24 protein-coding genes are annotated in these 26,634 nt (G+C 67.6%); 12 read left to right on the top strand and 12 right to left on the bottom strand.

Annotation, left to right across the window (positions count from 1 at the left end; translation table 11 throughout):
* Positions 1-13 precede the first annotated feature (13 nt).
* Genes POR01S_RS17220 through ptsP form a run of 3 tightly spaced genes read right to left on the bottom strand, consistent with a single transcriptional unit; the run spans position 14 to position 5,615 of the window.
* Positions 14-1,771, bottom strand: a complete 1,758-nt coding sequence (locus tag POR01S_RS17220; RefSeq protein ID WP_007162016.1) for a PTS fructose-like transporter subunit IIB — start codon at positions 1,769-1,771, stop codon at positions 14-16.
* Positions 1,768-2,736 carry a 1-phosphofructokinase gene (gene pfkB / locus POR01S_RS17215; RefSeq protein WP_042137234.1) on the bottom strand — a complete coding sequence of 323 codons (969 nt, stop codon included), beginning with the start codon at positions 2,734-2,736 and terminating at the stop codon, positions 1,768-1,770. Before pfkB ends, POR01S_RS17220 begins: the two co-directional genes overlap by 4 nt.
* Complete coding sequence (ptsP, locus tag POR01S_RS17210; RefSeq protein ID WP_042137232.1) at positions 2,733-5,615, bottom strand: phosphoenolpyruvate--protein phosphotransferase; 2,883 nt, start codon at positions 5,613-5,615, stop codon at positions 2,733-2,735. The genes pfkB and ptsP overlap by 4 nt, the downstream gene beginning before the upstream one ends.
* A gap of 281 nt (positions 5,616-5,896) precedes the next feature.
* Between ptsP and cra the strand changes: the two genes are divergently transcribed.
* Together cra and POR01S_RS17200 are read left to right on the top strand one after the other, a co-directional pair.
* Positions 5,897-6,889 carry a catabolite repressor/activator gene (gene cra, locus POR01S_RS17205; RefSeq protein WP_007162019.1) on the top strand — a complete coding sequence of 331 codons (993 nt, stop codon included), beginning with the start codon at positions 5,897-5,899 and terminating at the stop codon, positions 6,887-6,889.
* On the top strand, positions 6,886-7,683 hold the full coding sequence (locus POR01S_RS17200; protein WP_027600769.1) for a TatD family hydrolase: 798 nt from the start codon (positions 6,886-6,888) through the stop codon (positions 7,681-7,683). Before cra ends, POR01S_RS17200 begins: the two co-directional genes overlap by 4 nt.
* Here the strand turns inward: POR01S_RS17200 and ampD are convergent.
* Both ampD and POR01S_RS17190 read right to left on the bottom strand, forming a co-directional pair.
* On the bottom strand, positions 7,680-8,240 hold the full coding sequence (gene ampD, locus POR01S_RS17195; RefSeq protein WP_007162021.1) for a 1,6-anhydro-N-acetylmuramyl-L-alanine amidase AmpD: 561 nt from the start codon (positions 8,238-8,240) through the stop codon (positions 7,680-7,682). The two genes, POR01S_RS17200 and ampD, sit on opposite strands and share 4 nt — an antisense overlap.
* Positions 8,240-8,716 (bottom strand): hypothetical protein, encoded by a 477-nt coding sequence (locus POR01S_RS17190; RefSeq protein ID WP_027600770.1) that lies wholly within the window; start codon positions 8,714-8,716, stop codon positions 8,240-8,242. The genes ampD and POR01S_RS17190 overlap by 1 nt, the downstream gene beginning before the upstream one ends.
* A gap of 83 nt (positions 8,717-8,799) precedes the next feature.
* Here POR01S_RS17190 and POR01S_RS17185 point away from each other — a divergent pair, with 83 nt between their 5' ends.
* Together POR01S_RS17185 and POR01S_RS17180 are read left to right on the top strand one after the other, a co-directional pair.
* Positions 8,800-9,279 (top strand): MOSC domain-containing protein, encoded by a 480-nt coding sequence (locus POR01S_RS17185; RefSeq protein ID WP_042137229.1) that lies wholly within the window; start codon positions 8,800-8,802, stop codon positions 9,277-9,279.
* A 254-nt stretch (positions 9,280-9,533) separates the two neighbouring features.
* On the top strand, positions 9,534-10,826 hold the full coding sequence (locus POR01S_RS17180) for an NAD(P)/FAD-dependent oxidoreductase (protein ID WP_027600290.1): 1,293 nt from the start codon (positions 9,534-9,536) through the stop codon (positions 10,824-10,826).
* Positions 10,827-10,888: 62 nt separating this feature from the next.
* Here POR01S_RS17180 and POR01S_RS17175 read toward each other — a convergent pair whose 3' ends face one another.
* Complete coding sequence (locus tag POR01S_RS17175; RefSeq protein ID WP_042137268.1) at positions 10,889-13,075, bottom strand: DUF1631 domain-containing protein; 2,187 nt, start codon at positions 13,073-13,075, stop codon at positions 10,889-10,891.
* A gap of 285 nt (positions 13,076-13,360) precedes the next feature.
* Between POR01S_RS17175 and nadC the strand changes: the two genes are divergently transcribed.
* Together nadC and POR01S_RS17165 are read left to right on the top strand one after the other, a co-directional pair.
* A complete protein-coding gene (gene nadC / locus POR01S_RS17170; RefSeq protein ID WP_027600288.1) occupies positions 13,361-14,218 on the top strand; it encodes a carboxylating nicotinate-nucleotide diphosphorylase in 858 nt (285 codons plus the stop codon).
* A 109-nt stretch (positions 14,219-14,327) separates the two neighbouring features.
* On the top strand, positions 14,328-14,549 hold the full coding sequence (locus tag POR01S_RS17165) for a hypothetical protein (protein ID WP_027600287.1): 222 nt from the start codon (positions 14,328-14,330) through the stop codon (positions 14,547-14,549).
* Here POR01S_RS17165 and POR01S_RS23480 read toward each other — a convergent pair.
* Positions 14,537-14,788: a hypothetical protein gene (locus POR01S_RS23480; protein ID WP_074583902.1), complete on the bottom strand. Its 252-nt coding sequence runs from the start codon at positions 14,786-14,788 to the stop codon at positions 14,537-14,539. The two genes, POR01S_RS17165 and POR01S_RS23480, sit on opposite strands and share 13 nt — an antisense overlap.
* Positions 14,760-15,611: a formyltetrahydrofolate deformylase gene (purU, locus tag POR01S_RS17160; protein WP_007162029.1), complete on the bottom strand. Its 852-nt coding sequence runs from the start codon at positions 15,609-15,611 to the stop codon at positions 14,760-14,762. Before purU ends, POR01S_RS23480 begins: the two co-directional genes overlap by 29 nt.
* A 299-nt stretch (positions 15,612-15,910) precedes the next feature.
* Here purU and mvaT point away from each other — a divergent pair, with 299 nt between their 5' ends.
* Positions 15,911-16,294 (top strand): histone-like nucleoid-structuring protein MvaT, encoded by a 384-nt coding sequence (mvaT, locus tag POR01S_RS17155; protein WP_042137226.1) that lies wholly within the window; start codon positions 15,911-15,913, stop codon positions 16,292-16,294.
* A gap of 276 nt (positions 16,295-16,570) precedes the next feature.
* On the opposite strand, the gene sbcB is transcribed toward mvaT, so the two are convergent.
* A complete protein-coding gene (sbcB, locus tag POR01S_RS17150) occupies positions 16,571-18,016 on the bottom strand; it encodes an exodeoxyribonuclease I (protein WP_042137223.1) in 1,446 nt (481 codons plus the stop codon).
* Between the two features lie 108 nt (positions 18,017-18,124).
* On the opposite strand from sbcB, the gene POR01S_RS17145 reads away from it, so the two are divergent.
* Genes POR01S_RS17145 through POR01S_RS17135 form a run of 3 tightly spaced genes read left to right on the top strand, consistent with a single transcriptional unit; the run spans position 18,125 to position 21,133 of the window.
* The gene (locus POR01S_RS17145) at positions 18,125-19,345 is read left to right on the top strand and encodes a DUF4350 domain-containing protein (protein WP_042137221.1); all 1,221 of its coding nucleotides are present in this window, start codon (positions 18,125-18,127) and stop codon (positions 19,343-19,345) included.
* A complete protein-coding gene (locus POR01S_RS17140) occupies positions 19,323-20,318 on the top strand; it encodes an AAA family ATPase (RefSeq protein ID WP_042137219.1) in 996 nt (331 codons plus the stop codon). Before POR01S_RS17145 ends, POR01S_RS17140 begins: the two co-directional genes overlap by 23 nt.
* Positions 20,315-21,133 (top strand): hypothetical protein, encoded by an 819-nt coding sequence (locus POR01S_RS17135; RefSeq protein WP_042137266.1) that lies wholly within the window; start codon positions 20,315-20,317, stop codon positions 21,131-21,133. Before POR01S_RS17140 ends, POR01S_RS17135 begins: the two co-directional genes overlap by 4 nt.
* Here POR01S_RS17135 and POR01S_RS17130 read toward each other — a convergent pair.
* The gene (locus tag POR01S_RS17130) at positions 21,118-21,480 is read right to left on the bottom strand and encodes a PilZ domain-containing protein (protein ID WP_007162035.1); all 363 of its coding nucleotides are present in this window, start codon (positions 21,478-21,480) and stop codon (positions 21,118-21,120) included. The two genes, POR01S_RS17135 and POR01S_RS17130, sit on opposite strands and share 16 nt — an antisense overlap.
* A 56-nt stretch (positions 21,481-21,536) precedes the next feature.
* Positions 21,537-21,923 (bottom strand): tetratricopeptide repeat protein, encoded by a 387-nt coding sequence (locus tag POR01S_RS17125; protein WP_007162036.1) that lies wholly within the window; start codon positions 21,921-21,923, stop codon positions 21,537-21,539.
* A gap of 196 nt (positions 21,924-22,119) precedes the next feature.
* Here POR01S_RS17125 and pyk point away from each other — a divergent pair, with 196 nt between their 5' ends.
* Complete coding sequence (pyk, locus tag POR01S_RS17120; protein ID WP_042137217.1) at positions 22,120-23,571, top strand: pyruvate kinase; 1,452 nt, start codon at positions 22,120-22,122, stop codon at positions 23,569-23,571.
* Between the two features lie 93 nt (positions 23,572-23,664).
* Here the strand turns inward: pyk and POR01S_RS23860 are convergent, their stop codons facing one another.
* Complete coding sequence (locus tag POR01S_RS23860; protein ID WP_007162038.1) at positions 23,665-23,835, bottom strand: hypothetical protein; 171 nt, start codon at positions 23,833-23,835, stop codon at positions 23,665-23,667.
* Positions 23,836-23,959: 124 nt separating this feature from the next.
* Between POR01S_RS23860 and POR01S_RS17115 the strand changes: the two genes are divergently transcribed.
* Positions 23,960-26,575 carry a DEAD/DEAH box helicase gene (locus tag POR01S_RS17115; RefSeq protein ID WP_042137215.1) on the top strand — a complete coding sequence of 872 codons (2,616 nt, stop codon included), beginning with the start codon at positions 23,960-23,962 and terminating at the stop codon, positions 26,573-26,575.
* Positions 26,576-26,634: the final 59 nt, after the last annotated feature.

Genomic DNA, 26,634 nt, shown 5'->3' with positions numbered 1-26,634 from the left:
GCCAGGGCCCGGATCAGGCCGCGGGGACCAGCTCGGTGGCGGCTTCGTTGCGCTTGAGCACCGCGTAGATGACCCCGGTCACCAGACTGCCGGCGGCGATGGCCGCCAGGTACAGCCAGGCGTGGCTGATGGCGTTGGGGATCAGCAGCACGAAGAGGCCGCCGTGGGGCGCCATCAGCTTGCAGTTGAACAGCATCACCAGGGCGCCGGTGAGGGCACCGCCGATCACGCTGGCCGGGATCACCCGCAGCGGATCCTTGGCGGCGAAGGGAATCGCGCCTTCGGAGATGAAGCACAGCCCCAGTACCGAAGCCGCCTTGCCCGCCTCGCGCTCGCTCTGGGCGAACTTGCGCCGGGCCAGCAGGGTGGCGATGCCCATGCCGATGGGCGGCACCATGCCGGCGGCCATGGTGGCGGCCATCGGCCCGTAGGTCTTGGACGCCAGCAGGCCGACGGTGAAGGCATAGGCGGCCTTGTTGATCGGGCCGCCGAAGTCGATGCACATCATGGCGCCGAGGATCAGGCCGAGCAGCACGGCGTTGCTGGTGCCCAGGTTGTTGAGGAAGTCGGTGAGTCGACTCAGGGCGCCGGCCACCGGGGTGCCGACCAGATAGATCATCACCAGGCCGACGATGAGGCTGGCGAACAGCGGGATGATCAGGATCGGCTTGAGCGCCTCGACACTGGCCGGCAGCTTGACGTGCTGGGCGATGGCCTTGGCCACGTAGCCGGCCAGGAAGCCGGCGATGATACCGCCGATGAAGCCGCTGCCCAGACTGGCCGCCAGCCAGCCGCCGATCATGCCGGGGGCGAGACCCGGACGGTCGGCGATGGAGTAGGCGATGTAGCCGGCCAGCACCGGGACCATCAGCTTGAAGGCCGATTCACCACCGATCTGCATCAGCGCCGCGGCCAGGGTGCCCTGCTCCTTGAAGGCCTCGATGCCGAAGACGAAGGACAGGGCGATCAGCAGACCGCCCGCCACCACCATCGGCAGCATGTAGGACACCCCGGTGAGCAGGTGCTTGTAGACGCCCGCGCCTTCCTTCTTGGCTGGCTTGGCGCCCTCGCCCGCCGCTGGCGCGGCGCTGCCGGCCAGGGTCTCGCCCTCGGCCAGGGCTTTCTTGATCGTCGCCTCGGGTTGCTTGAGGGCGACCCCGGTGCCGCAGCGATAGACGCGCTTGCCGGCGAAGCGCTCGACATTGACCTCGATGTCGGTGGCCAGCAGCACCACGTCGGCATCGCGGATGGCCTCGGCCGGCAGCGGATTGCGCGCCCCTACCGAGCCCTGGGTCTCCAGGTGCAGGCGATAGCCGAGCTTCTTGGCCGCATTCTGCAGCGCCTCGGCGGCCATGAAGGTGTGGGCGACCCCGGTCGGGCAGGCGGTGATGGCCACCAGCCGCGGGGTTTCGCTGGCACTGGCAGGAGCGCTGGGGGCAGCGCCACCCGCCGCCGGGGCCTGTTCCAGCACCTTGGCTTCGCTGGCCGCGCGCTGCAGGAAGGCGTCGACATCGCGCAGGGCTTCGGCCGGGGCGGCGCGGTAGACGCGCTTGCCGACGAAGCGCGACAGGTCGACCGCGCCGGTGTGGACCACCACGACCAGTTCGGCACGCGCCACCTGGTCGTCGGTCAGCAGGGTGGCCTCGGGGCCGTCGTGGATCTCGACGCTGGTGGTCCAGCCGCGGCGCTGGGCGGCGGCGTCCAGCAGGCGCGCACTGAGCACGCTGGTGACCATGCCGGTCGGGCAGGTCGTGACGATGGCGATGTTCATGGGTTTACCCCTGATTGTTGTTCTAGCGGAAAGTCGGGAAGGACACGCACCTGCACCTGGTCTTCGAAGACGGCGAGTTGCGCGGGATCGTTGATGCCGAAGCCGATCTGGCTCACGGCCAGGGCCGCGATGGCGGTGGCCGTGGTCAGGGTGCGCTCCGGCGCCTGGCCGGTGAGCAGGCCGTGCAGCATGCCGGCCAGCAGGGAATCCCCCGCGCCGACGGTGCTGGCCACGGTGACCTTGGGCGGCTGCGCCTCCAGGGTCTGGGCGCCATACCAGCGCACCCCATCGGCGCCCTGGGAGATCACCAGGTGCTCGATGCCCAGGGCCCGCAGCTGTTCGACCAGCAGCGCCTGCTCGGTCGCGGTCTCGGCCGGTGCGCCGCAGGCTTCGGCCAGTTCTTCGGTATTGGGCTTGATCAGCCAGGGACCGGCGGCCAGGGCGGCGCGCAGGGCGGCGCCACTGGTGTCCAGCGCCACCGGCAGGCCCAGCGACTTGAGGCGGCCGACCAGCGCGGCCAGCCACTCGGGGCTTACCCCTCGCGGCAGGCTGCCGGCCACCACCACGGCGTCATGGCCGGGCGCCAGGCGATCCAGGGTCTCGAGCAATTCCTGCTGGGCGGCGGCGGACACCTCCGGGCCAGGCCCGTTGATGTCGGTGATGCGGCCCGCGGCCTCGGCCAGCTTGAGGTTGCTGCGGGTCTCGCCGGCGACCCGGACGAAGGCGTCGGTAAAGCCGCGGCGGGCGAACAGGGCTTCGAAGGCGGCCGCGTTGTCGGCCCCGAGAAAGCCGCTCACCGTCAGTTCATGGCCGAGATCGGCCAGCACCTGGGCGACGTTGATGCCCTTGCCGGCGGCATGGACGATCACCGCCTCGCTGCGATTCACCGCGCCGGGCTTGAGCTCCGGCAACTGGACGGTGAGGTCCAGCGCCGGGTTGAGGGTCAGGGTGAGGATTCGGCTCATCGCAGGGCCTCCACGCTCTGCCGCACCTCGGCAGCGGTACCCAGCTCCAGGGCGCGCGCGGCGCAGGACTGCACCTGGCGCAACTCCAGCTCGCGCACCCGGGCCTTGACCAGGGGCACGCTGCGCGCCGAAACCGACAGCTCGTCCACGCCCAGGCCGACCAGCACCGGCACCGCCAGGGGATCGGCGGCCAGCTCGCCGCAGACGCCGACCCACTTGCCGTGGGCATGGGCGGCACGCACCGTCATGTCGATCAGGCGCAGCACGCTGGGGTGCAGGCCGTCGGCCTCGCCCGACAGCAGCGGATGCCCGCGGTCGATGGCCAGGGTGTATTGCGTCAGGTCATTGGTACCGACGCTGAAGAAGTCCACTTCCGGCGCCAGCACCGGGGACAGCAGCGCGGCCGAGGGGACCTCGATCATGATGCCGACCTGCAGATCGGTGGTGGGGATCTCCTGGCGCAGGCGCGCGAGGATGTCCCGTGCCTGACGCCACTCCTCGACCCGGCCGATCATGGGGAACATGATCCGCAGCGGCCGGCCATCGGCGGCCTTGAGCAGGGCGCGCAGCTGGGTTTCCAGCAGCTCCGGACGGCGCAGGGTCAGGCGGATGCCACGGATGCCGAGGAAGGGATTCTCTTCCGCCGGCAGCGGCAGATAGGGCAACGGCTTGTCGCCGCCGACGTCCAAGGTCCGCACCACCAGCGGCTTGCCGGCCAGGCCATCAAGGGCACGGCGGTATTCCTGCTCCTGGGCGGCCTCGTCGGGCGCGCTGTCATGGCTCATGAACACCAGTTCGGTGCGCAGCAGGCCGACGGCTTCGGCGCCCTGCTCCACCGCGGCGGCGGCCTGGGCGGTATCACCCAGGTTCACGGCGATCTCGACATGGTGGCCATCGCGGGTGGTGGCGCTTTCGAAACGCCGGGCCTCGGCAGCGCGGCGGCGCTCGGCCTGGACCTCGCGCTCACGCTGCACGGCCTCGATGCGGCTGGCGTCCGGGGCGATTTCCAGGGTGCCCTTGTCGCCATCCAGCAGCAGCACGCTGCGCGGCGCCAGGTCCAGCACCCGGCGACCGGCGCCGACGATGGCCGGGATGCCCAGGGCGCGGGCGACGATGGCGCTGTGGGAGCTGGCGCCACCACGGGCGGTCAGGATGCCGCAGACGCGCTCGCGGTCCAGCCGCGCCACATCGCCCGGGCCGACCTCGTCCATCACCAGCACATAGGGTTCCTCGGGTTCGCGGGCGGATTCGACGCCGCACAGCTGGGCCAGTACCCGACGACCGACGTCGCGCAGGTCGGCGGCGCGCTCGGCGAGCAGCTTGTCGTGCAGGGCTTCCTGCTGGCTGGCCGCCTCCTCGATCTGGGCGTCCCAGGCCGCGGCGGCGCTGGCGTTGGCCTTGAGCCGGGTGGCGATGCCCTGCTGCAGATCCGGGTCTTCCAGCATCTCCAGGTGGGTCAGGAAGATCTCGCGCAGGGCGCTGGCCTCGCTGCGCGCGATGAGCGCCTCGATGTCGGCGCGTACCGCGGCCAGGGCCGCGTCCAGGCGCTGGCGCTCGGCGGCGGCGCCTTCACCGGTGGCGGGATAGTCGAAGTGCTGGGGCGCCACCACATGGGCCGGGCCCACGGCCAGGCCGGGGGCGGCGGCCACGGCCTGGGCGCGATCGCCCGGGGCCAGCGGCAGTTGCTCGGACGGGTCCACCAGGCTGATGGCGGTGACCCGGGCGGCACCGGCCGGAGCCGGGGCGCTGGCGGTGACCGGTTCCACCTCTTCGCCGAGACCGGCCTGTACGGCGCCGATCAGATCGTTCAGTGCGGCCTCGGCCGGGGTGCCGGGCTCGACCAGGAATTCCAGGGTCTGGCCGCGCCGGGCGCCCAGCGCCAGCAGCCGCGACAGACTCTTGGCCGAGACCGGGGCGCCGTGGTCGACGCGCACGCGGATCTCGCCGTCATAGGCCTTGGCCAGCCGCGCCAGCTCCTTGGCCGGACGGGCGTGCAGGCCATGGGCATTGGCCAGCACCACCTGGGCACTGGGCCAGTCCGGGGCGACTTCGCCGCCCAGGGCTTCTAGCACGGCGCGGCGGGAGGTGGCCTGGGCCAGCTCCTGGCCACGGCCGGCGACGAGCAGATCGCAGAGGCGTTCGAGCAGGGCGCGATGGCCCTCGCCCAGGCTGGCCAGGCAGAACAGGCCACGTACCGGCTGCTCCTGCACCTGCAGGGTCTGCAGTGGGGTGACGAAGGCCAGGCCGGGACGTTTCACCGCGGTCTCGCTGTTCAGCCACCAGAGGCCGTCGCCCAGGGGCAGCGGCTGGCTGGCCTGCAGGGCACCGGCGAAACCGGCCCCCACGCATTCCATGTGCTTGAGCATACGCGCACCCTGCCAGGCCAGGTCTTCCAGGTCCTCGGCATCGATGGCCAGCTGCACCAGTTCTTCGTCCAGCGCCAGGGCCTGGGGCGCCCCCTGCAGCAGGTCGAGGATCTGCTGGGATTCGCGGGCGTCGCGCAGCGCCTGTTGCAGATCGCTCTCGCCCAGGGCGCGGGTCAGCAGCTGCAGGATGCGCAGGTGTTCGTCGGATTTGGCGGCGATGGCGATGGCCAGGTAGGTCAGCTGACCGTCGCCCCAGTCCACGCCATGCGGGAATTGCATCATCCGCACGCCGGTGACGAACACCTGGTCGCGGGTCTGCGGCGTACCATGGGGAATGGCGATACCCTGGCCGAGGTAGGTGGAGCCCTGGGCCTCGCGGGCCTTGAGCCCGTCGAGATAACCCGGGGCGACCAGGCCATCGGTCACCAGGGACTCGGCGAGCATGGCCAGGGCGGTCGCCTTGTCCGGCGCCTGCTGGGCCATGCGGATATGCTGGGCATTGAGTTCGAACATGGAAGGATACCTCCGGCGCCGCGCGCCTGATCCTGGCGCCGTGCCTTTCTTGTAATAGATGCTTGCCGGCTCGCTCAGCCCTGCAACCGCGTCGGGAGAGGCGTGACAGGGCCCTTGGCAGATTCGTGCCAGCCCTCGGACAACAGAAAGCTGAAACGTTTCACCCAATGGGACTGGAACGTTACTCGATAATCGCCGATCCTTGAAGCACAACACACAATAAAGACCGTCTCGCCAGCGCCGTACAGCGCCAGGCCATTCAGGTCCCACGAGGAACAGGCGTGAAACTCAGCGACATCGCCCAATTGGCCGGCGTATCCCTCACCACCGCCAGCTACGTCATCAACGGCAAGGCGGCGCAAAGGCGCATCAGCGCGGCCACCGTGGCGCGGGTCATGGCCGTGGTCGAAGCCCACGGCTACCAGCCCGACCAGCGCGCCGCCGGCCTGCGCCGCGGGGCCACCCACACCCTGGGCTTCCTGCTGCCGGATCTGGAAAACCCCAGCTACGCACGTCTGGCCAAGCAGCTGGAACGCCGGGCACGGGCGCGTGGCTATCAGTTGCTGATCGCCTGCACCGACGACAATCCCGACAGCGAACGCCAGCTCATCGCGCTGTTTCGCGCCCGCCGCTGCGACGGCCTGTTCACCGCCAGCAGCCTGGCCGAGGACGACGCCCCCTACCGCCAGCTGCAGGAACACAACATCCCGATCATCGCCATCGATCGCCAGCTCGATCCGGCCCAATTCTGCTCGGTGGTCAGCGACGACCACACCGCCGGCCGGCAACTGGCCGCCACGCTGCTGACGCCGGACACCCACAGCATCGCCCTGATCGGCGCCCGCCCCGACCTCGCCATCAGCCGCGCCCGCGCCGCCGGCTTCGCCGCCGCCCTCGCCGATCACCCGGCGCGCCACTGGGAGCGGCATGCGCCCCACTACAGCCGGGAAGGCGGTCGCGCCCAGGCACTGGCCATGATCGAGGAACTCGGCCACTGGCCCGAGGCGCTGCTGACCACCTCCTACGTCCTGTTGCAGGGCGTGCTGGACGTGCTGCGCGATCATCCGCTGGCCGAGGGCGATACCCTGCGCCTGGCCACCTTTGGCGATACCCAGTTGCTGGACTATCTGCCGTTCAAGGTCAACGCCATCTCCCAGCAGCACGAGGTCATCACCGAGCGCGCCCTGGAACTGATGCTGGACGCACTGGAAAACGACCACTATCTGCCCGGTGTCCAAGCCATCCCGAGGGTTCTCAAACGCCGCCTGTCATGAGCCTGCTGATCGACACCCACAATCACCTGGACTATCCGGACTTCGACGCCGCGCGACCGGCGCTACTGGCCGAGTGCGCGCGCCTCGGGGTGGTCCGCCAGGTGCTGATCGGCGTCGAGCGCAGCCAATGGCCGCAACTCTGGCGGGTCGCCACGGCCAATGCCGGCCTCCATGCGGCGCCCGGCCTGCATCCCCTGTACCTGCAGCGTCATCAGGAAGCCGATATCGAAGCGCTCCGGGCCTTCTGCCTGGAGCGCCGGAGCGATCCCCGCCTCTGCGCCCTGGGCGAGATCGGCCTGGACTATTTCGTCGAGGCGCCGGACAAGGCGCGCCAGGCCTGGTTCTTCGAACAGCAGGTGCGCCTGGCCATGGAGCTGGAGTTGCCGGTGCTGCTGCACGTGCGCCGCGCCCATGCCGATGTAGCCAGGATCCTGAAGCGTCTCAAGCCACCCCGGGCCGGCATCGCCCATGCCTTTTCCGGCAGCTTCGAGGAAGCCCGCGAATACCTGCGCCTGGGTTTCAAGATCGGCCTGGGCGGCGCACCCACCTGGCCGCAGGCGAAGAGACTGCAGCGGGTACTGCCACAGTTGCCGCTGGAGGGCATCGTGCTGGAGACCGATGCGCCCGACATGCCGCCCGCCATGCATCCGGACGTGCGCAACAGCCCCACCCATCTGCCGGCCATCTGCGCGGCCCTGGCGCCGCTCTGGCAGGTCTCGCCCGAGACCTTGGCCACCGTCACCACCCGCAATGCCTGCGCGGTGTTCGGCTGGGACGCCGCCGGCCTCGCCTAGTTCTCCTCGACCGCCAATTCGCCTTGCAGCCGCGCCCAGTCGAAGGCCGGACCGGGATCGGTCTTGCGCCCCGGGGCGATGTCGCTGTGGCCCTGGATACGTTCCGCGGTGATCGCCGGATAGGCGCGCTGCAGCGCCCGCGTCAGCCGCCCCAGGGCGCGGTACTGGGCGTCGGTGTAGGCCAGGTCGTCCGTGCCTTCCAGCTCGATACCCAGGGAGAAGTCGTTGCAGTTCTCGCGGCCGTCGAAGGACGAGACGCCGGCATGCCAGGCGCGCTGGGCGCAGGAGACGAACTGGGTCACCGTCCCGTCGCGCTCGATGAGAAAGTGCGCCGCCACCTTCAGCTCGGCGATCTCCGCGAAGAAGGGATGGGCCGAATGATCCAGGCAATTCTGGAAGAAGGCCTGGACGCAGCCGGTGCCGAATTGCCCGGGCGGCAAGCTGATGTTGTGGATCACCAGCAGGGACACTTCCGTCCCTGCCGGACGTTCGTTGTGGTTGGGCGAAGGACACAGCCGCGCCTCGCGATACCAGCCATCGACGAACACCCCGTCCATCAGCGGGCCTTGGCCTTGAGCGCGTCGCGCAGCGCGCTGGCGTCGCTGAATTCCCGCTGACCGACGAAACGGCCATGGTCGAGGGTCACCCACAGCACCTTGTCGGCCGCGCCGGGAAAGCGCGGCACGATGCGCGATTCGCGGTCGAGCAGGACCCGGTAGCCATACTTGCGCATGGCCGGCACGGCGAACATCCGGGTGATGGCCGCCGGCATGCTGCTGATGTCGGCGATGTAGGCCACCCGGGTGCCGTCGATATAGCCTGCCGGCTGATCGCGCATGGCTTCCTTGACCAGCCCCGAGCCGCTCATGCTGCGCGCCAGCAGCAGGACCTGCAGCTGGTCGTCGAAGGTATAGGGCTGGTCACGCTGATCGAGCAGGGTGAAGGGCGCCACCCGCTCACCCGGTTCGAGCGCCAGAGCGGTCAGGGGCAGCAGCAGACACGACAGCAACAACGCCAGAACTCCAGCGCGCATGGCATCCTCTCTTGAACGGTCTATCGAGGCCGCTATCCTGCCCTACCGCTCGGATTGGCACCACCATCGCGTCGAGGAGCCCCATGATCCCTCTCAAAGAACTGCTGGCCCAGGTTCCCCAGTCGGGCGAGGTGCGCTGGATCGGCGTGCGACCCAGTGCGCGCGCACCCATGGTCGAAATCGACGCGGTGGAGGCCCGGCGTGACGCCGGCCTGACCGGCGATCACGCCCGGCCCACCCCGCGCAACCAGCGCCAGGTCACCCTGATCCAGTGGGAACACCTGCCGGTGGTGGCCGCGCTGATCGGCAAGGCCGTCGCACCCGCCGACCTGCGCCGCAATCTGGTCATCGCCGGGATCAATCTGTTCAGCCTGAAGAACCGGCGCTTTCGCATCGGCCAGGCGGTGCTGGAGACCACCGGCTGGTGCCAGCCCTGCGCGCGCCTGGAGGAGCGCCTCGGACCAGGGACCTTCCAGGCCATGCGCGGCCACGGCGGCCTCACGGCCCGGGTCCTGGAAAGCGGCATCATCCGCCTGGGCGATCGGCTGGAGGTCCTGGATTGACCCCAGTTTCCCTAGGGTCGAATGGCCGGGCCAGCCCGGTTAAACTAGCGCTACCTCTCGTCGCCGCAGACGTCCCTGCCAGAGCAGATGCAGGCCGCTTCCCTTGAATTTGACGACTTTTCGCCCATCTTCCTTGCTAGATGTCTCGATTCGCGCGCTTCGACGACCCCAGATTTTCACCAGCCCGGGACTGCGCCCGCACGCGGCGACGCGCCCGGTCCGGCTCACGCTTTCCTTCTCTATGAGTGCTCTCCATGACCCATCGCATCGTTATCGTCGGCGGCGGCGCCGGCGGCCTGGAACTGGCTACCCGCCTGGGCCGTAGCCTGGGCAAGCGCGACCAGGCGCAGATCGTGCTGATCGACGCCAATGCCACCCACCTGTGGAAACCGCTGCTGCACGAGGTGGCCGCCGGCTCGCTCAACTCCACCGAAGACGAACTGAGCTATGTCGCCCAGGCCAAGTGGAATCACTTCGAATTCCAGCTCGGACGCATGACCGGCCTGGATCGCGAGCGCCGCAAGGTGCAACTGGCCGCCATCGAGGACGACGGCGCCGTCCTGGTCCCGGAACGGGAGATCGGCTATGACTCCCTGGTACTGGCCATCGGCAGCACCACCAACGATTTCGGCACGCCGGGCGCCGCGGAAAACTGCATCTTCCTCGACACCCGGGCCCAGGCCGAGCGCTTCCACCGCAAGCTGCTGACCCACTACCTGCGCGCCCATGTCAGCGAACAGCCGGGTGAATTCATCGAGGTGGCCATCGTCGGCGCCGGTGCCACCGGCGTGGAACTGGCGGCCGAACTGCGCAACGCCGCCGAAGAGCTGCAGGCCTACGGCATGGATCGCATCCGCCCCGAAGACCTGCGCATCACCCTGGTCGAAGCCGGTCCGCGCATCCTCCCGGCCCTGCCCGAGCGGATCGCCGGCCAGGCGCATCGCACCCTGGAAAAACTCGGCGTGCGGGTGCTGACCGGTTCGGCGGTCAAGGAAGTCCGCGCCGACGGCCTGCAGACCGCGGGTGAATTCGTCCCGGCCAGCCTCAAGGTCTGGGCCGCCGGCATCCGCGCACCGGCCTTTCTCAAGGACCTGGCGGGTCTCGAGACCAACCGCATCAACCAGCTGGTGGTCAACTCGACGCTGCAGACCACCCGCGACCCGAATGTCTTCGCCCTGGGCGACTGCGCGGCCTGCCCGCTGACCCCCGGCGATACCCGTACCGTGCCGCCGCGTGCCCAGTCCGCCCACCAGCAGGCCTCCCTGCTGGTGAAGACCTTCAAGGCACGCCTGGAAGGCAAGCCGCTACCCGACTACGTCTACAAGGACTACGGCTCGCTGATCTCGCTGTCGCGCTTCAGCGCGGTCGGCAATCTCATGGGCGGCGCCCTGGGCAGTCTGACCCTGGAAGGCTGGCTGGCGCGGACCTTCTATGTCTCGCTCTACCGGATGCACCAGGTGGCCCTCTATGGCCCGCTGCGCGCCCTGGCGCTGTTTGCCGGCGATCACCTGAGACGCAAGACCGAGCCGCGCCTCAAACTGCACTAGGCCCCTGGCCCAGGCATGAAAAAAGCCGTCCCGAGGGACGGCTTTTTTGTGTCGCAGCGATCTCAGGAAGGCGACTGGCCCCGCAGGTTGCCGATCACCGAGGTCATGGCCCGGTCGAACAGCAAGGCATCGTCCAGCAGCCGTACCCGGTCTTCCTGGTAATCCAGCGCCAGCTCCTCACGGGTGCGATCCAGCACCTTCATGCCGGTCCGATTGACGAACACCAGGCGGCCCATGGGCCGGATGACCGCGGCCAGCTTGCAGCGCAGCTTTTGCTCGACGTCCTGGATCTCCAGCCAGGCGCCTACCGAAAGGGCATCCACCCACTCCAGGGAGTCGCTGGTCAGCCCGGTGATCCGTTCGCCTGCGCGTGGCAGCTCGAAGGGTTCCTCGGCGGGAGGCGAGGCAGGTGCCACGCTCGCGGTGTCCGCTGCCGCATCCGCCAGCTCGGGACGGGTCTGCTGAAAGGTCTGGACGTGCAGGGATTCCAGTTCGGTGAAGAATTCGGAGGTGGAGAAGGGATCGAAGGCCGCGCTGGCCAGGCCTTCCCGCAACGCCTTGAGCAAGCCGGGCACCATCTCCAGCAGACGCTGGCGGGACGCCACGTCGTGGTGCGGCTGGATGCTCCAGATCAGATCGTCCATGGTCTTGAGGGCTGCGCGCCATTCGCTGGAGTCGTAGCCCTGCTTCAGGCAGGTCAGCAGCAGCACCTGGCTCCAGGCCTCGCGCAGGACACGCTGTACTGCGGCCGGCAGAGAGTGTTCCTGCAGACGCTGACTCAGGACGTGCTCGACCTGCAAGCGGGCGATCTCGGCGCGCGCCCGGCCTTCCTCGGCATCGCGGGTGCGCTGCTCGAGCAATTCGCTGCGCCGCTGTTCGTCGCTGACATAGGCCATGAAGTCGGCCAGCAGCTCGGCGAAGATCTCTGGATCGTCGACGAAGTCGGACAGCAGGCGCTGCACGATCTGCTCGATCTTCTGATACAGGCCGTCGCGCTGCAGATCGCTCTGCTCGCCCCAGCCCAGGGAGGCGGCGGCGATCTCGTTGAGCAGCCGCCGGGCCGGATGGCTGCCACGGCTGAAAAAGGTCTTGTCGAGGACCGCGACCTTGAGCATGGGAATCTGCAGGCGAGCGATCAGCGCCTTGAGCGAATCCGGCAGGGTAAGGTCGTCGAGAATGAATTCGAACAGCATCGCCACCAGGTTGATGACGTCTTCGTCGACCTGCCCCACCACGCGCTTTCGACCCGAGCGCTCGCTGATGCGGCCCAGGGCCACCCCCAGTTGCGCCTTGAGGTCATAGCCCTCCAGGGACTGGCCGGAAATCTGCTGCTGCAGGTGCGACAGCAGCCGCATGAGGTCGTAGCTGGTGATGGCCTGGCCATCACCGGTCGCGGCACCCTCATCGACCGCCATGCCGCCACCCAGGGTGGCGCTGCCCGGCGTGCGCAGCTGGGCCAGGAGGCCCTGCAGGGTACCAAAGAGCTCCTGACCGTCGTCTTCGCTGTTGACGTGGGCCGGGGTGCGCCCGCTGTAGCCCTTGGCCGAGCGGCTCGGCACCTGCTGGGGGATGGCCTTGAGTTGGGGCAGTACGCCGGCGTCGACCAGCTGCCGATTGGATTCCGCGTACAGCTGACCCAGACCATTGAGCACGAAACGCTCGAACAGCTTGTAGATGATCAGCTTGACCTTGATGTCGGTGTCGAGATCGCGACAGGCTTCGACGAAGGCCTCGCACAGCCGGCGCGGGCCCAGCGGATGGGTCGAGTCGTCCAGCTTGCTCGACAGCTGGGTATTGAATCTGATGGTCAGGTGGCTGATGGCCATGGCGTTGTTGCTGAGCGCCTTGGCCACCATGGTGTCCACGGCGACGCTCTCTTCCAGCGCATCGTTCTGCACCAGGCTGAGGTCTTCATAGGAGACGCTGTCCAGGCGCATCTCCGGCTTGCTGCCGACCAGGTTGTTCAGCGCGGCGAAACGCTCGAAATACTGCTGAAGAAAGCTGCGCTCGATACTCTTGCGGCGCAGACGCAGGTCGCGCATCGCTTCGAAATAGAGGCTCTGTTCCTGGTTGCTGCCGGCGCGATCGGCCATTTCAAACAGCGCATCGTCGGCGTTGTCGAACAGCTGCTGCAAGGAGGCATTGAGTCGCTGAGCGGCGCGATCCCTGACCGGTAAAAGCACTGCAGGCAATCGGGAAGAGGACTCCCCGAGCGCCTTGAAATGAACTACGTTTACGTCGTTCTGCACCACCGCCTCCCACAACCGTTCTTGCGTTCGGCTGAATCGCGTTCCACTACAGGAGCATTGAACAACGTTGGCCGCCCTGGCCGCGAGGTGAAACGTTGTCGATGTGCCATTATTTGCTCTGCTAAGGCATCGACCAATCGGCATCTGCACAGTACATGACAGGGTTCACAAGGCACCTGTCTGTCAGCGCCTGCCCTTAGAATAACTCAACGTTGTCTATCTCAGATCGTCAACCTCCCCTAAAGTTGCCCGCGCGTCCGCCGCTACCCCTACCGGAGTCCGTTCATGTCCAGCGCCACCTCTGCCGATCTCGCCCAGGTCATCACCGAAAACGTCGCCGCTGCACTGCGCGAAGACGTCGGCAGTGGTGATCTCACGGCGGGTCTGATCCCCGCTCACCAGCAGGCCCGGGCGCGGATCATCACCCGCGAGGCCGCGGTAGTGGCGGGCACGGCCTGGGTCGACGAGGTGTTCCGGGTGCTGGATCCCGCAGTCGAGGTCCGCTGGCAGGTGGCCGACGGCGAGCGGGTCGCGCCCGACCAGGTGCTGTTCGAACTCCAGGGTCCCGCGCGCGCCCTGCTCACCGGCGAGCGCAGCGCCCTGAATTTCCTGCAGTTGCTGTCCGGCACCGCCACCCGCTGCCGCCACTATGCCGATCTGGTGCAGGACACCGCCGTCCGCTTGCTGGACACCCGCAAGACCCTGCCCGGCCTGCGCCGCGCCCAGAAATACGCGGTCACCTGCGGCGGCTGCTACAACCACCGCATCGGCCTGTTCGACGCCTTCCTGATCAAGGAAAACCACATTGCCGCCTGTGGCGGTATCGCCCAGGCCGTGGCCACCGCCCGGCAACTGGCGCCGGGGCGTCCGGTGGAGGTCGAGGTGGAAAATTTGCAGGAGCTGGAACAGGCCCTGAGCGCCGGCGCGGACATCGTCATGCTGGACGAGCTGAGCCTGGCCGACATGCGTACGGCGGTGGCCCTGACCGCCGGCCGGGCCAAGCTGGAAGCCTCGGGTGGCGTCAACCAGGACACCCTGCTCGGCATCGCCCAGACCGGTGTCGACTACATCTCCATCGGCACCCTGACCAAGGACGTCAAGGCCATCGACCTGTCCATGCGCGTCCTGGATCGAGTGGGATAGGCAAAGGACCTCGCGGCGGCTAGACTCCGCAGCCGCGCCCTTTGCGCAACGGCTTCGAGCGGTCCTGACGACCGCTCGCCTCTCGCGACACTCGAACAAGATCGAACCCGTGACCAAAGATCAACTTCGCGCTGAACTGGAACGCCAGGCCCAGCGCTATCAGGATGTCTACGGTGGCGAAATCGTCACCTACGCCGCTCAACCCAAGCCCGACCGCAAGCCCTGGAAGAAACGGCCGACCGTGCAGGACGAGGTGTTCGCCTCCGAGGTACGCAAGATCGCCGATCTCAAGGCCAAGACCAGCGCCGAGGCCACCGCTCAAGACGCCTGAGTCGAGTCCGTATCCCTGCTGTCCGGGGCGTCCTCTGCGACGTCCTCGTGCTCTTGCCGTGCCTGCAGTTGCTGCCAGAGCGCGGCAGCGGCACTGAAGTCGGCGCCGCCCTCTTCCATCATGGCCTGCAGGTCATAGCGCGCCAGGCAGCCCTCGCCCAGGCGCGGTGGCGGCGCCGCGGTACCGGGCGCCGCCGCTGGCCGTTCGTGGTCAGTCGAAGATGACGGTCTTGTTGCCATGAACCATGACCCGCTCTTGCAGGTGGTATCTCAGGCCGCGCGACAGCACCATCTTCTCGACGTCCTTGCCCAGGCGCACCATGTCTTCGACGTTGTCCCGGTGGCTGACGCGTTCCACGTCCTGCTCAATGATTGGCCCGGCATCCAGCTCTTCGGTCACGTAGTGGCAGGTGGCGCCGATCAGCTTGACGCCGCGCTGTGCCGCCTGGTGATAGGGCTTGGCCCCGACAAAGGACGGCAGGAAGCTGTGGTGGATGTTGATCACCTGGTGGGCATAGCGCGCGCAGAGATCCGGCGGCAGGATCTGCATGTAGCGCGCCAGGACCACGGTATCGGCCTGGTGCAGATCGATCAGCCGCGAGACCTCGTCGAAGGCCGGCTGCTTGTTGGCGGGATCGACCGGCACATGGAAGAAGGGAATGCCGTGCCATTCGACCATGCTGCGCAGGGTGTCGTGGTTGGAGATGACGCAGGGGATCTCGCAATCCAGCTCGCCGCTGTGCCAGCGGTGCAACAGGTCGGCCAGGCAGTGGGATTCGCGACTGGCCATGAGCACCACGCGCTTGCGCTGGGCCGAATCGGTGATCCGCCATTGCATGGAGAATTCCCGTGCGATGGGTGCGAAGGCCTGACTGAAGCCGGCCAGATCGAAGGGCAGTGAATCGGCGCGGATCTCATGGCGCATGAAGAACCAGCCACTCTCCGTATCCGAATGGTGACTCGCTTCGGTAATCCAGCCGTTATAGGTCGCCAGGAAGTTGCTGACCTTGGCCACGATACCTACCCCGTCCGGACAGGCGATCACCAGACGAAACGTTTGCATAGCACAACCTCGAACGAAAAGGGGCTGCATTCTAGGCGCAGTCGCCGGCAGCGTCGAGCGGCGCAGGGCGCCATAGCGCGCGACTGTAGAGCCAGGGTAAAGACTTTGCAAAGGACAAGTAAGAACCGATAAGTTCCGCCAATGCCCTGTCGAAAGTTACGCGTATTCGACAACTTCGCTGTTGCGACGAAACGAGCTGCAACTATCGACCTGTCAGGCGGACAGTTTACTTATCCCGATAGCCAATCTATGATCGATGCAGACTTTCATCTCTGCATCACTCAGAACAAAGGCCGTTTATGTCGCTCATCAATGAATACCGCCAGACCGAAGAAGCCATCAAGGAACTGCAGGAGCGCCTGAAGTCGCTGCAAGAGGACGACAAACTGCAGCGCGAACTGGAATTCGAAAAGAAACTCCGCGCGTTGATGGGTGAGTATCAGAAGTCCCTGCGCGACATCATCGGCATTCTCGATACCGAAGCCAAGCCTGCCCGCCAGGCGCGCACTCCCAAGGCCAGCAGTGGCAGTACGCCCAAGCGCGCGCGCAAAGTTAAGCAATACAAGAATCCGCACAATGGTGAAGTGATCGAAACCAAGGGTGGCAATCACAAGACGCTGAAAGAGTGGAAAGCAAAATGGGGTTCGGACGACGTCGAATCCTGGGCAACGCTGCTGGATTGATCAAAAGAACGCCGGCCGGCCGGCGTTCTTTTTTGCCCGCCTGGCAGACGTTTACCGCAGCCTGCCAGGCGCGGACCCAGGTTAGGCCTGGTGACCGCTCGCCGTTATCGATACCCCGCACCACAGCGCCCGAAGCGCTTTCATCTCCGGCGCGGTACTTCCCTATCACTTGTCCCTTGCTTCAACCGCGGTCGGATAGCGTCCGTCCGAATTTGCTGCTTGCCACTCTTTTTTTGGTTAACAAACGTCTCGGATCGGTATCCGGTTTTTGCGACTTCAGGCAACCGCCCGATCCAATCGCTGCATCACCGCTCGAACATGAGCGGACCAGGCCTCGAGAATCGGCACCTGATCAACCGGGACTTCTCGCCGCAATTGTTCGGTCAGGGTGAGGAACTGCGTGCAGGTCATATGACCTTGTTGCTCTTCACCCAGCAGACGCTGCCGACAGAATTGTCGCCAACGAGCCTCTTCTTCCGCCGTCAGCAACTCAGGAAAGTTGCGCGCTCGATAGCGAAAGAACAGCTCTGGATGTCGCTCATCCCGAAAGGGCCAGGCGCGGCTGCCAAGTTGCTCCGCCGGACATTGATGAACTTGGTCGCAGAGTTGCCGTTCTTCGGCGGCAATGAAGCCGTCGTACAGTCTTGCTTCGGCCTCCTGTTCCTGGGCGGCCAATCCGGATGCCTCGGCATAGAGGGCCTGCACCTTGGGTTGCCAGGTCGCACGCTGGTCGAGCAGTTGGCGGACGCGGCGCCAGACGGCCGCCAGATCGAATTGCAGCCGTTCCATGTCCGCCGGACGCAAGACGCTGAAGGGCGCCAGAATCGGACACTTGTTGATCTGTACCAGCTTGAGCGGCACCGGCAGGTCACCCTCGGCCAGCGCATCCCGCCGGGTATAGAGGCGTTCGCGCAGGGTCTCGACGTCCAGGTCCAGCAGCGGCTCCGGCGCCAGGCCGAGGTCGCAGACGATCAACGCATTGCGATTGACCGGATGCCAGGCCAGCGGCAGGACAGGGGCGAGAAAGTGCCGCTCGGCGCTGAAGCGTCCCGAGACATGCAGCAGGGGTTCGAGCAGACGAATGCGCGCCAGCGCCGCCTTCTTCTGGCGCTGCGTCCAGAGATAGTCATAGAGCCTTGGCTGCCGCTGCCTGACCAGGCGCGCCAGGGCCAGGGTCGCGCGGACATCCGCCAGGGCGTCATGGGCCTGGGCGTGTTCGATGCCATTGGCGACGGTCAGGCGATCCAGGCGCAGGGAAACGCGCTGCTCGTCCTGCGGCCAGTCCAGGCTTTCCGGGCGAAAGGCATAGAGCGCCCGGACCAGGCCAAGCACATCCCAGCGACTGTTGCCCTGCTGCCACTCGCGGGCATAGGGGTCGTGAAAGTTGCGGTACAGGCTGTGCCGTACCATTTCGTCGTCGAATCTGAGGTTGTTGTAGCCGACGCTGCAGGTATTGGGACGCCGCAACTCCTCATGCAGACGCTGGACGAAGTCCCGCTCGCGCAGCCCCAGGCGCTGCAGGGTGGCGGGCAGGATACCGGTGACCAGGCAGGCTGCCGGATGGGGCAGGACGTCCTCGCTCAGCTGGCAATGCAGATTGAGCGGCGCTTCGATTTCGTTGAGGTCCAGATCGGTACGCACCCCGGCCACCTGCAGCGGACGATCCCGCCGTGGATCGATGCCCGTGGTCTCGAAGTCGTACCAGAAGATACTTTGCGTCACACCGCCCTCCCCTAGAATCGGCGCAGTCTAGCATCGTCGCGCGCCTTGCTCCCTGGCGCCCGCACCCGCTAGGCTCTGGCGTCCGTCTTCCGCGTATCCTCCCTTCCCATGCGTTCAGTCGATCGGCTCTCCGTTCGCTCCAGGTGCCGAGGTATCGGCGTACGCCTGGGCGCCGCCGTCTGGGCACTGACCCTGTCGCTGGCCTGCCTCGCGCAGCAGGAGCCGCTGTCCTGCCCTCTGCCGCCACAGACCGACAGTGGCCCGGCCAGCCTGCGCCTGACCCATCAGGGACTCGACAGCCGGACCGCACGCCAACTCGCCACCCAACTCGCCGCGACCACCCGCAGCACCGATCCCCAGGCGCTGGCGGCGGCTTATCTGCAGCACTTCGGCAGCCGGGTGCAGCGCGGCCAACCCGAGCAGCTCGCCGAACTACCGCCCCAGGACGTCAGGTTCTGGCTGGCCGGCAACCCGCCCCTGGCGGAGGCTCAGGCCCAGGCGCTGCTGGACTGGGTCGAGGCGGGCGGCCGGCTGGTGGCCGTCGCCGATGACAGCACCCTGGCGCTCAGCGCGACCCTGGGCGTGCGTCCCATGGCGACCCGCGAACTGGGCGGCGCCGCCCCGCCGATCATGGCGCTGCCGCTGTGGCCCAACCTGACCCAACTCTATCTCGCCGAGGACGATGCTCCCGCCTATCTTGGCTTCGACGACAGTCGCCATCTGTTCGATGTCGGCGATCAGGCGGTGGCCTGGGCCAGCAGCGCCAGCGCCACCCATATGCTGATGCTGCCCTGGGGCGATGGCAGCGTGACCCTGCTGTCGGACAGCGATCTCTGGAGCAACGCCCATCTCGCCCAGTACGACAATGCCTGGCTGCTGTGGTACCTCACCCAGGGCGCGCCGGTGACCCTGATCGCCCCGGCGCCACCGCTCCCCCTGTGGCTGGACGCCTTGCAACGCTATGGCCTGGCCCTTGGGCTGCTGACGCTGGCGGCAGGAATCTGGCTGAGACGTCGTCGGCAGAATCCGGCGCCACGGCGTGATGCCCAACGCTGGCCCGAATTGATCGCCACCCTGCAGCGCGATATCCAGCGCGAGGTGCACCGCCGCCGCCCCGAACTCGCCGACCAGGGCGTGGCCGAGCGCTGGCAATATCTTGCGCGTCTGAGCGGCTTGAGCACCCGCGCGGTGGGCGAGGCGATGCGCCCAAGCCCGGCGCGCCTCTCCGCTCGCGACTTCACCCGCCGCATCGTCCAGCTGCGCCTGTTGCACCTGGCCGTGCGTCCCCCGCTCCCGAGGACTTCCGATGACCGACAGTTCCCCTCCTGACGCCACTCCGGTGGACGCTGGCGATACCGGCGTCAAGGCCCGCGCCCTGACCCGCCTGCAGGCCCTGCGGCAGGCCCTGCTCAAGGTGCTGCCACAGCAGGACGCCGCCGTGGACGGACTGCTCGCCACCCTGCTGGCCGGCGGTCACCTGTTGCTGGAAGGTCCCACCGGCTCCGGCAAGACGCTGCTGACCCGCGCCCTGGCGGCCAGCCTTGATGCCGGTTTCGCCCGGCTGCACTGCCATCCGGCCCTGACCCCTGCCGAGGTGGCCGGCGAAATCGTCACGGACCTCGGCAGCGACAGTGCCCGTCTGCGCCGGGGTCCGCTGTTCAATTCCCTGGTCCTGCTCGAAGACCTGCATCGGGCGCCGCCGGTGGTCCTCCAGCTGCTGGACGACGCCCTGCAGGGCCGCCAGCTGAGTCTGGGCGGTCGCCAGGTGCCCCTGCCGGCGCCCTTCATGGTGATCGCCACCCGCCCACTGGGCAGCGAGCTGCCACTGGCGCTGCGGGATCGCTTCCTGGTGCAACTGCGTCTGGAGTGGCCGGCAGAAGGCCAGGAACTGGCCGCCCTGCGCCAGGCCGTGCAGCAGGGCCAGGGCGACCCCTTGGAAGCGGCGGCGCTGCGCCCCCTGCTGCAGGCGCGGGATCTGCCGGCGCTGCAGCGACTGGTGGCCGGCCTGCCGGTTGCGGAGCCGGTCTTGGAGCATGCCGTGCGCCTGATCCGTCTCACCCGGGAATGGCCGGCCTTCGAACAGGGCGCCGGACCGCGCGCCGGTCAGGCCCTGCTGCGCCTGGCCCAGGCACAGGCCTTTCTGCGCGGTGGCGACAGCGTGACGCCCGAGGATGTGCGCACCCTGCTGCCCGCCGTGCTGCGGCCGCGGCTGCGGCTGACGCCAGAACGCGAATTCGAGGGTGACAGCCTGGACGGCCAGATCCTCAAGCTGCTGGGACAGTGTCCGGCACCGCGCCCATGATCCAGCGCTGCCTGCCCCTGGCACTGGTCGCCCTGGCGCTGCTCAGCCTGATCCTGGGCGGACTGGCGCCCCTGCGCTGGCAGGGCCTGCCGGCGGCGGGTGCCCTGCTGCTGCTGGGACTGAGCGTTATGGGGCGGCTGAACGCCCGCCGGCGCCGGCGAGCGAGTGGTGAGCATCCGCCGCTCGCCGCACCGGCCTCCAGGGCACGCCTGCGCGCGGATACCCCCCTGCACCTGCTGATCGCCAGCCCGGCCGAGCAGGGACGAGGACAGGCCGAGCGGTCAGGCGACCACCAGCAGATGCTGGGTTTCGGGCAGGCCCTGGCGGCCAGCGGCAATGAGCTGTGGCTCTATGGTCTCGATCCCGAGCTGCGCCTGCTGGCGGCAGGCACGGCTGCTTGCCGCCTGACGCCAGCCGAACTGCCGGTGCGGCTGCCAGGTGCGACGAGCGATCTCAGGGCAGCGCTGGCACGGCTCTGCCGTCAGGCGCGCCCGGGCAGTGTGCTGGTGGTGGCGGCACCGCTGGATGAAGAGCTGGCGGTCTGGCTCGGCCGTCTGGACCTGGTCCGACGCGGCCTGCAGCTCTGGCTGGTCGACACCGCACGGCAGCAGGTGGCGGAACCCGACGACATCCGCAGCTGGCGCGATGCGCGCCGCTATGCCGACGCCTGGCAGGCCCGGATCCAGGGCGAGCGGCTGGCCGCGCGGCTGGAGCGAAGGCCCGTCCGCCGGCTGGCGGCCAGCGCCACGGCGGATCTGCAGACCCGCCTGCTGCAGCTATGGAATGCCGGTGACCCGGATCAGGCCGCCGACTGAGAGAGGCGGCCGAAGGTGAAGTAGTGCTGCAGCACGTCGATCAATTCGGCGAATTCGGCCGGCGGCTCGGCGACGCTGAAGCCCGAATCGTAGTTGCCCGGGGTCACGTCTTCATGACTCCACTGGCAGCGGGCGTCGAAGTCGACGAAATGCAGCTGACCGTCCTGCCCCGGAATCTTCAGCCGAAGTTCGAAGCGCGCATTCACCAGCATGGGCAGCTGGCTGATCATCAGCAGCCCCTCGCGGGAAATGTTGCCGATGTAGCCCATGGGCTTGTCGGTAAAGCGGTTGAACACCTTCAAATAGTAGGGCAGCTGGTGGCGCTCGATACGACGATTCTGAGTCATGGTGCGATTCATCCTGCACACGGTAAAGCCAGTTTACCGACAACGTCCTGGAAAGCTCAGCGCTGCGGTAGTTTTCGCACCGGTTGGGGCGTCGCAACGGCCGTTCCGCCATCTAGCCCCAATTGGCGCAGGGTGTCCAGTCGGGCCTGGGCCCGATAGGCGTATTCGCTGGCCGGAAACCGGACCTGGATGAAACGATAGGTCTGGACCGCGTCGGCGTACAGTTGCTGCTGCTCCAGACACTGGCCGCGCAGCATGGAAAATTCCGGTTGCAGCCAGGGCCGTGCCCGACCCTTGCGTTCAGCCTGGGAGATCTGCAGCAAGGCATTGTTGCAGTCGCCTTCGCTATAGGATTTATAGGCGGCATCCAGATAGGAATTCATCGAGACGCTGGTACAGCCGGTGAGACCGAGCAGCAGGAACAGGCAGAGATAAGGGCGCATGGAAAGTCCTCCTGCTCGCTAGATCGGCGCCGGGGCCCGCTTCTTGAGGGCAAACGACCATTGGTGTGACCAAGCTGCGAAAAGCCGTCATGTGCTGGCCACGCGACAGCGCTACAATGAGGTGCGCTCCGTGTTCTACGTCGACTCGGCGCTGAGGCGCCGACTCATGGTTGCAATCCGCTAAAGGAAAGACTGCATGATTTATCGCCGTACCAAGATCGTCGCCACCCTGGGCCCGGCCAGCAATTCTCCGGACGTCCTCGAGCAGCTCATCATCGCCGGCATCGACGTCGCCCGCCTGAACTTCTCGCATGGAACGCCCGACGAGCACCGGGCTCGTGGTCAGCTGGTACGGGATCTCGCCGCCAAGCACGGTCGCCATGTCGCCCTGCTCGGCGATCTCCAGGGTCCGAAGATCCGCATCGCCAAGTTCGTCAACAAGCGCATCGAACTCAAGGTCGGCGATCCCTTCCGCCTGTCCATCGCTCATCCGCGCACCGAAGGCACCGAAGAAGTGGTCGGCATCGACTACCCGGGCCTGGTCACCGACTGCCGCGTGGGTGACGAACTGCTGCTGGACGATGGCCGCGTGGTCCTGCGCGTGGAAGGCATGACCGCCACCGAACTGCATTGCACCACCCTGATCGGCGGCCCGCTTTCGGACCACAAGGGCATCAACCGTCGCGGCGGTGGCCTCACCGCTCCGGCGCTGACCGACAAGGACCGCGAAGACATCAAGCTGGCCGCCTCCATGGAGGTCGACTATCTGGCCGTGTCCTTCCCGCGTGATGCCGAAGACATGCACGAAGCCCGTCGCCTGATGGAAGCCGCCGGTGGCAAGTCCTGGCTGGTGGCCAAGATCGAGCGCGCCGAAGCCGTGGCGGACGACGAAGCCCTGGACGGCCTGATCCATGCCAGCGACGCCGTGATGGTGGCCCGGGGCGACCTGGGCGTGGAAATCGGCGACGCCGAGCTGGTGGGCATCCAGAAGCGCATCATTTCCCACGCCCGGCGCCTCAACAAGGCGGTGATCACCGCGACCCAGATGATGGAGTCGATGATCAGCAGCCCCATGCCGACCCGCGCGGAAGTCTCCGACGTGGCCAACGCCGTGCTGGACAACACCGACGCCGTGATGCTCTCCGCCGAGAGCGCCGCCGGCCAGTATCCAGTGGAAGCGGTCAAGGCCATGGCGCGCGTCTGCGTCGGTGCCGAGAAGCAGCCCACCAGCAAGCTGTCCAGCCACCGCCTGGGTCATACCTTCACCCGTTGGGACGAGAGCATCGCCCTGGCCTCCATCTACGTGGCCAACCACTTCCCCGGCGTGAAGGCCATCATCAGCCTGACCGACACCGGCTACACCCCGCTGATCATGTCGCGCCTGCGTTCCTCGGTGCCGATCTTCTCCTTCGCGTCCAGCCGTGCCACCCAGGCCCGCACCGCGCTGTTCCGCAACGTGCACACCATCCCCTTCGACCCGACCACCATGCCGGCGAACAAGGTGAGCCAGGCCGCGGTGGACGAACTGCTCAAGCGCGGTATCGTCGAGCACGGCGACTGGGTCATCCTGACCAAGGGCGACAGCTACACCAAGCGTGACGGCACCAACACCATGAAGATGTACCGCGTGGGCGACCTGCTGGTCTGACCCCGCCGCCGGTCTCCGACCGGTGCTGAAGACATAGCCCCGCACAGGTCCCTGTGCGGGGCTTTTTTCTGGACGGATCGGGGCCAGGCAGCCCTAGCGACCGCCGGCGGCCAAGTAGGCCAGGTGCAGGGCCGCAGCTCCCAGGACACCCAGGCTGCAACTGATGAGGATGCCGCGCTGCAGCGCGCGCAAGCGCCCTTCTCGCCGTGCTTCCAGGCGACTGGCATCGATCAGGGCTACGCTGGTCAACGGCTGTTCACGCATCGTCTCGCTCCCTACCCATTTAAATGCACTATATTCTCATTCTCACATAGGTCAAGGGAGTCCGGCGGGCGCCTGGCGGACTGTGGCAGAATAGCCGGTTTGGTACGAACAGCCTGGGTGAACGATGGCGTTACGTTTCGAACGGCTCAAGTGGCAGGACTGGAAAGGCGCCTTCACGGAGCGCAACTACGAGCGCGGCCGGCGGCTGGCGCTCGACGGCCTGGTGCAGCTGCGCTCGGCCGCCAAGGGTCAGCTCTATGCCGAGTGCCACAGCCCGGCCGGACCGGCCTATCGGCAGGCGATCAGCCTGCGCGCGGGCGAGACCGCCTGGCGGGTCGACGCCCGCTGCACCTGCCCGGTCGGCCGCAACTGCAAGCATGCCGCCGCCGCCCTCATCGAACTCGAGCGGCTGCAACGCAGCGAGGCCGCCCTGCCGGCCACGCCGGTCGCCCATCCGGAGCTGCCTCGCCCGGTCCTGACCCTTGGCAGCCATACCCAGATCGATTACGACCGCCACATCGGCAAGATGAGACCCACGGTACGCCATCGCGCCGCCCTGGCCTTCGCCTATGGCTCGCGGCGCCTGTTCGGCGCGCCGCCGCGCACCCCGGAAGCCGACTATCCCGCGCGCCAGCTGCCGGCCGAACAACGCTGGCGGCAGACGCTGCTCGACCACGGTCTGCGCCTGGCGACCCGGCGCAGCGCCGCGCTGCCCGACGACAGTGGCGAGATGTTCGAGCTGCCGGACGACCCCGCCTGGCTCAGATTCGTACAGCAGGTCATCCCCGGTCTGCGCGAAGCCGGCTGGCAGATCGAGGCCCATCCCGAATTCACCTTCGACCTGACACCGGTGGAAGGCTGGTACGGTCACCTCGAAGAGGTGCAGGACGCGACCGCCGCGAGCGGCCAGTTCGACGTCGAACTGGGCATCCGCCTGGGCCAGCGCCGCGTCAGCCTGATCCCGCTGCTGATCGACGCCATACGGCGCGAGCCCTCCCAGTACGAACCGGCGATGCTGGCCAAGCGCGCCGACGACGAACCCGTGCTCTTGCGTATCGAGCCGCCGCGCCTGGCCGGCCAGCAGGGCCGGGTGCAACGGGTCGCCGTGCCTCTGGGGCGGCTCAAGCCGATCCTGCAGATCCTCGGTGAACTCTATGCCACCGATCGCCTCACCCAGGATCGTGCGCTGCGCCTGCCGCGCCTGGACGCCGCGCGCCTGGCCGAGCTGGACGAACGCCTGCCGCTGGAGTGGGAAGGCGGCGAGCGCCTACGCAACTTTGCCGAACGCCTGCGCAGCTATGCCGCCGAGCCGGTGGTCCTGCCGGACACCCTGCACGCCGAATTGCGGCCCTATCAGCGCGACGGCGTGGCCTGGCTGCAGGCGCTGCGGGAACTGGACGTGGGCGGCATCCTGGCCGACGACATGGGCCTGGGCAAGACGCTGCAGACCCTGGCGCACATCCTCGTCGAGCAGGCGGCCGGTCGCCTGACCGCGCCGGCGCTGATCGTCATGCCCACCAGCCTGATCCCTAACTGGCAGGACGAGATCGCCCGCTTCGCTCCCGGCCTGCGCGTGCTGACCCTGCAGGGCAGCGCCCGCAGCAGTCGCTTCGAGCGGATTCCGGAACACGATGTGGTGCTCACCACCTATGCCCTGCTGCCCCGTGACGCCGAGCGCCTGGCCGGCTACGACTTCCACCTGCAGGTGCTCGACGAAGCCCAGTCGATCAAGAATGCCGCCACCAAGGCCGCCCAGGCGGCGCGCCACCTGCGCGCCCGCCATCGCCTCTGCCTGACCGGCACGCCGCTGGAAAATCACCTGGGCGAACTCTGGTCGCAATTCCACTTCCTGATGCCCGGCTGGCTGGGCGACGAGAAAGGCTTCAAGCAGGCCTATCGCATCCCCGTGGAGCGCGAAGGCGATGTGCAGCGCCTGGCGGCGCTCAAGGCACGGGTCCGCCCCTTCATGCTGCGCCGCACCAAGCAGCGGGTCGCCAGCGAATTGCCGCCCAAGACCGAGATCGTCCAGCTGGTCGAACTCAGCGCGGCGCAACGCGAACGCTACGAAGACCTGCGCCTGCTGCTGGACGAGCGCGTCCGCGCCGAGATCGCCCGTCAGGGCATCGGTCGCAGCCAGCTGCTGATCCTGGATGCCCTGCTGCGTCTGCGCCAGGTCTGCTGCGACCTGCGCCTGGTACCCAACGAAGACGCCAGCGTGGCCAAGCCCTCGGCGAAACTGGCGGCGCTGAACGAGCGCCTCGACGCCCTGCTCCCTGGCGGCAGCCGGGTCCTGGTGTTCTCCCAGTTCACCAGCATGCTCGATCTCATCGCCGCCGATCTCGATCAGCGTGGTATCCCGTACGTCACCCTGACCGGCGAAACCCGGGATCGGCGCACCCCGGTGCAGCGTTTCCAGAACGGCGAGGTGCCGGTGTTCCTGCTCAGCCTCAAGGCCGGCGGCAGCGGTCTCAACCTGACGGCGGCCGACACCGTGATCCACTTCGATCCCTGGTGGAATCCGGCCGCCGAGCAGCAGGCCAGCGATCGCGCCTATCGCATCGGCCAGGATCGCCCGGTGTTCGTCTACAAGCTGATCGCCCGCGGCACCCTGGAAGAACGCATCCAGCAGCTGCAGCAGGAAAAGGCGCGCCTGAGCGCCGGCATTCTCAGCGAGAACAGCGGCGACTGGCGCCTGACCGAAAGCGACCTGGCCCAGTTGCTGGCGCCGCTGGACCGCTAGGCACCCGCCAGCGGGTCATCCCGGCAGCGCCTGGCCTGGCCAGCTGCGCTGCCGGGAAC

This window comes from Pseudomonas oryzihabitans NBRC 102199 (genome assembly GCF_000730625.1).
In the GTDB taxonomy this organism is placed as follows: domain Bacteria; phylum Pseudomonadota; class Gammaproteobacteria; order Pseudomonadales; family Pseudomonadaceae; genus Chryseomonas; species Chryseomonas oryzihabitans.
This window is presented reverse-complemented; position numbering and strand designations above follow the sequence as displayed.

What these genes read in the sequence shown, in the direction of transcription:
- pyk (WP_042137217.1), top strand. Translation starts at nt 22,120, where the DNA reads ATGATTTATCGCCGTACCAAGATCGTCGCCACCCTGGGCCCGGCCAGC.
- POR01S_RS17190 (WP_027600770.1), bottom strand. Translation starts at nt 8,716, where the DNA reads ATGCGCGCTGGAGTTCTGGCGTTGTTGCTGTCGTGTCTGCTGCTGCCC.
- mvaT (WP_042137226.1), top strand. Translation starts at nt 15,911, where the DNA reads ATGTCGCTCATCAATGAATACCGCCAGACCGAAGAAGCCATCAAGGAA.
- nadC (WP_027600288.1), top strand. Translation starts at nt 13,361, where the DNA reads ATGTCCAGCGCCACCTCTGCCGATCTCGCCCAGGTCATCACCGAAAAC.
- POR01S_RS17140 (WP_042137219.1), top strand. Translation starts at nt 19,323, where the DNA reads ATGACCGACAGTTCCCCTCCTGACGCCACTCCGGTGGACGCTGGCGAT.
- POR01S_RS17180 (WP_027600290.1), top strand. Translation starts at nt 9,534, where the DNA reads ATGACCCATCGCATCGTTATCGTCGGCGGCGGCGCCGGCGGCCTGGAA.
- POR01S_RS23480 (WP_074583902.1), bottom strand. Translation starts at nt 14,788, where the DNA reads ATGGCAACAAGACCGTCATCTTCGACTGACCACGAACGGCCAGCGGCG.
- POR01S_RS17145 (WP_042137221.1), top strand. Translation starts at nt 18,125, where the DNA reads ATGCGTTCAGTCGATCGGCTCTCCGTTCGCTCCAGGTGCCGAGGTATC.
- POR01S_RS17220 (WP_007162016.1), bottom strand. Translation starts at nt 1,771, where the DNA reads ATGAACATCGCCATCGTCACGACCTGCCCGACCGGCATGGTCACCAGC.
- pfkB (WP_042137234.1), bottom strand. Translation starts at nt 2,736, where the DNA reads ATGAGCCGAATCCTCACCCTGACCCTCAACCCGGCGCTGGACCTCACC.
- POR01S_RS17130 (WP_007162035.1), bottom strand. Translation starts at nt 21,480, where the DNA reads ATGACTCAGAATCGTCGTATCGAGCGCCACCAGCTGCCCTACTATTTG.
- POR01S_RS17135 (WP_042137266.1), top strand. Translation starts at nt 20,315, where the DNA reads ATGATCCAGCGCTGCCTGCCCCTGGCACTGGTCGCCCTGGCGCTGCTC.
- ampD (WP_007162021.1), bottom strand. Translation starts at nt 8,240, where the DNA reads ATGGACGGGGTGTTCGTCGATGGCTGGTATCGCGAGGCGCGGCTGTGT.
- ptsP (WP_042137232.1), bottom strand. Translation starts at nt 5,615, where the DNA reads ATGTTCGAACTCAATGCCCAGCATATCCGCATGGCCCAGCAGGCGCCG.
- purU (WP_007162029.1), bottom strand. Translation starts at nt 15,611, where the DNA reads ATGCAAACGTTTCGTCTGGTGATCGCCTGTCCGGACGGGGTAGGTATC.
- POR01S_RS17200 (WP_027600769.1), top strand. Translation starts at nt 6,886, where the DNA reads ATGAGCCTGCTGATCGACACCCACAATCACCTGGACTATCCGGACTTC.
- POR01S_RS17185 (WP_042137229.1), top strand. Translation starts at nt 8,800, where the DNA reads ATGATCCCTCTCAAAGAACTGCTGGCCCAGGTTCCCCAGTCGGGCGAG.
- POR01S_RS17125 (WP_007162036.1), bottom strand. Translation starts at nt 21,923, where the DNA reads ATGCGCCCTTATCTCTGCCTGTTCCTGCTGCTCGGTCTCACCGGCTGT.
- POR01S_RS23860 (WP_007162038.1), bottom strand. Translation starts at nt 23,835, where the DNA reads ATGCGTGAACAGCCGTTGACCAGCGTAGCCCTGATCGATGCCAGTCGC.
- POR01S_RS17115 (WP_042137215.1), top strand. Translation starts at nt 23,960, where the DNA reads ATGGCGTTACGTTTCGAACGGCTCAAGTGGCAGGACTGGAAAGGCGCC.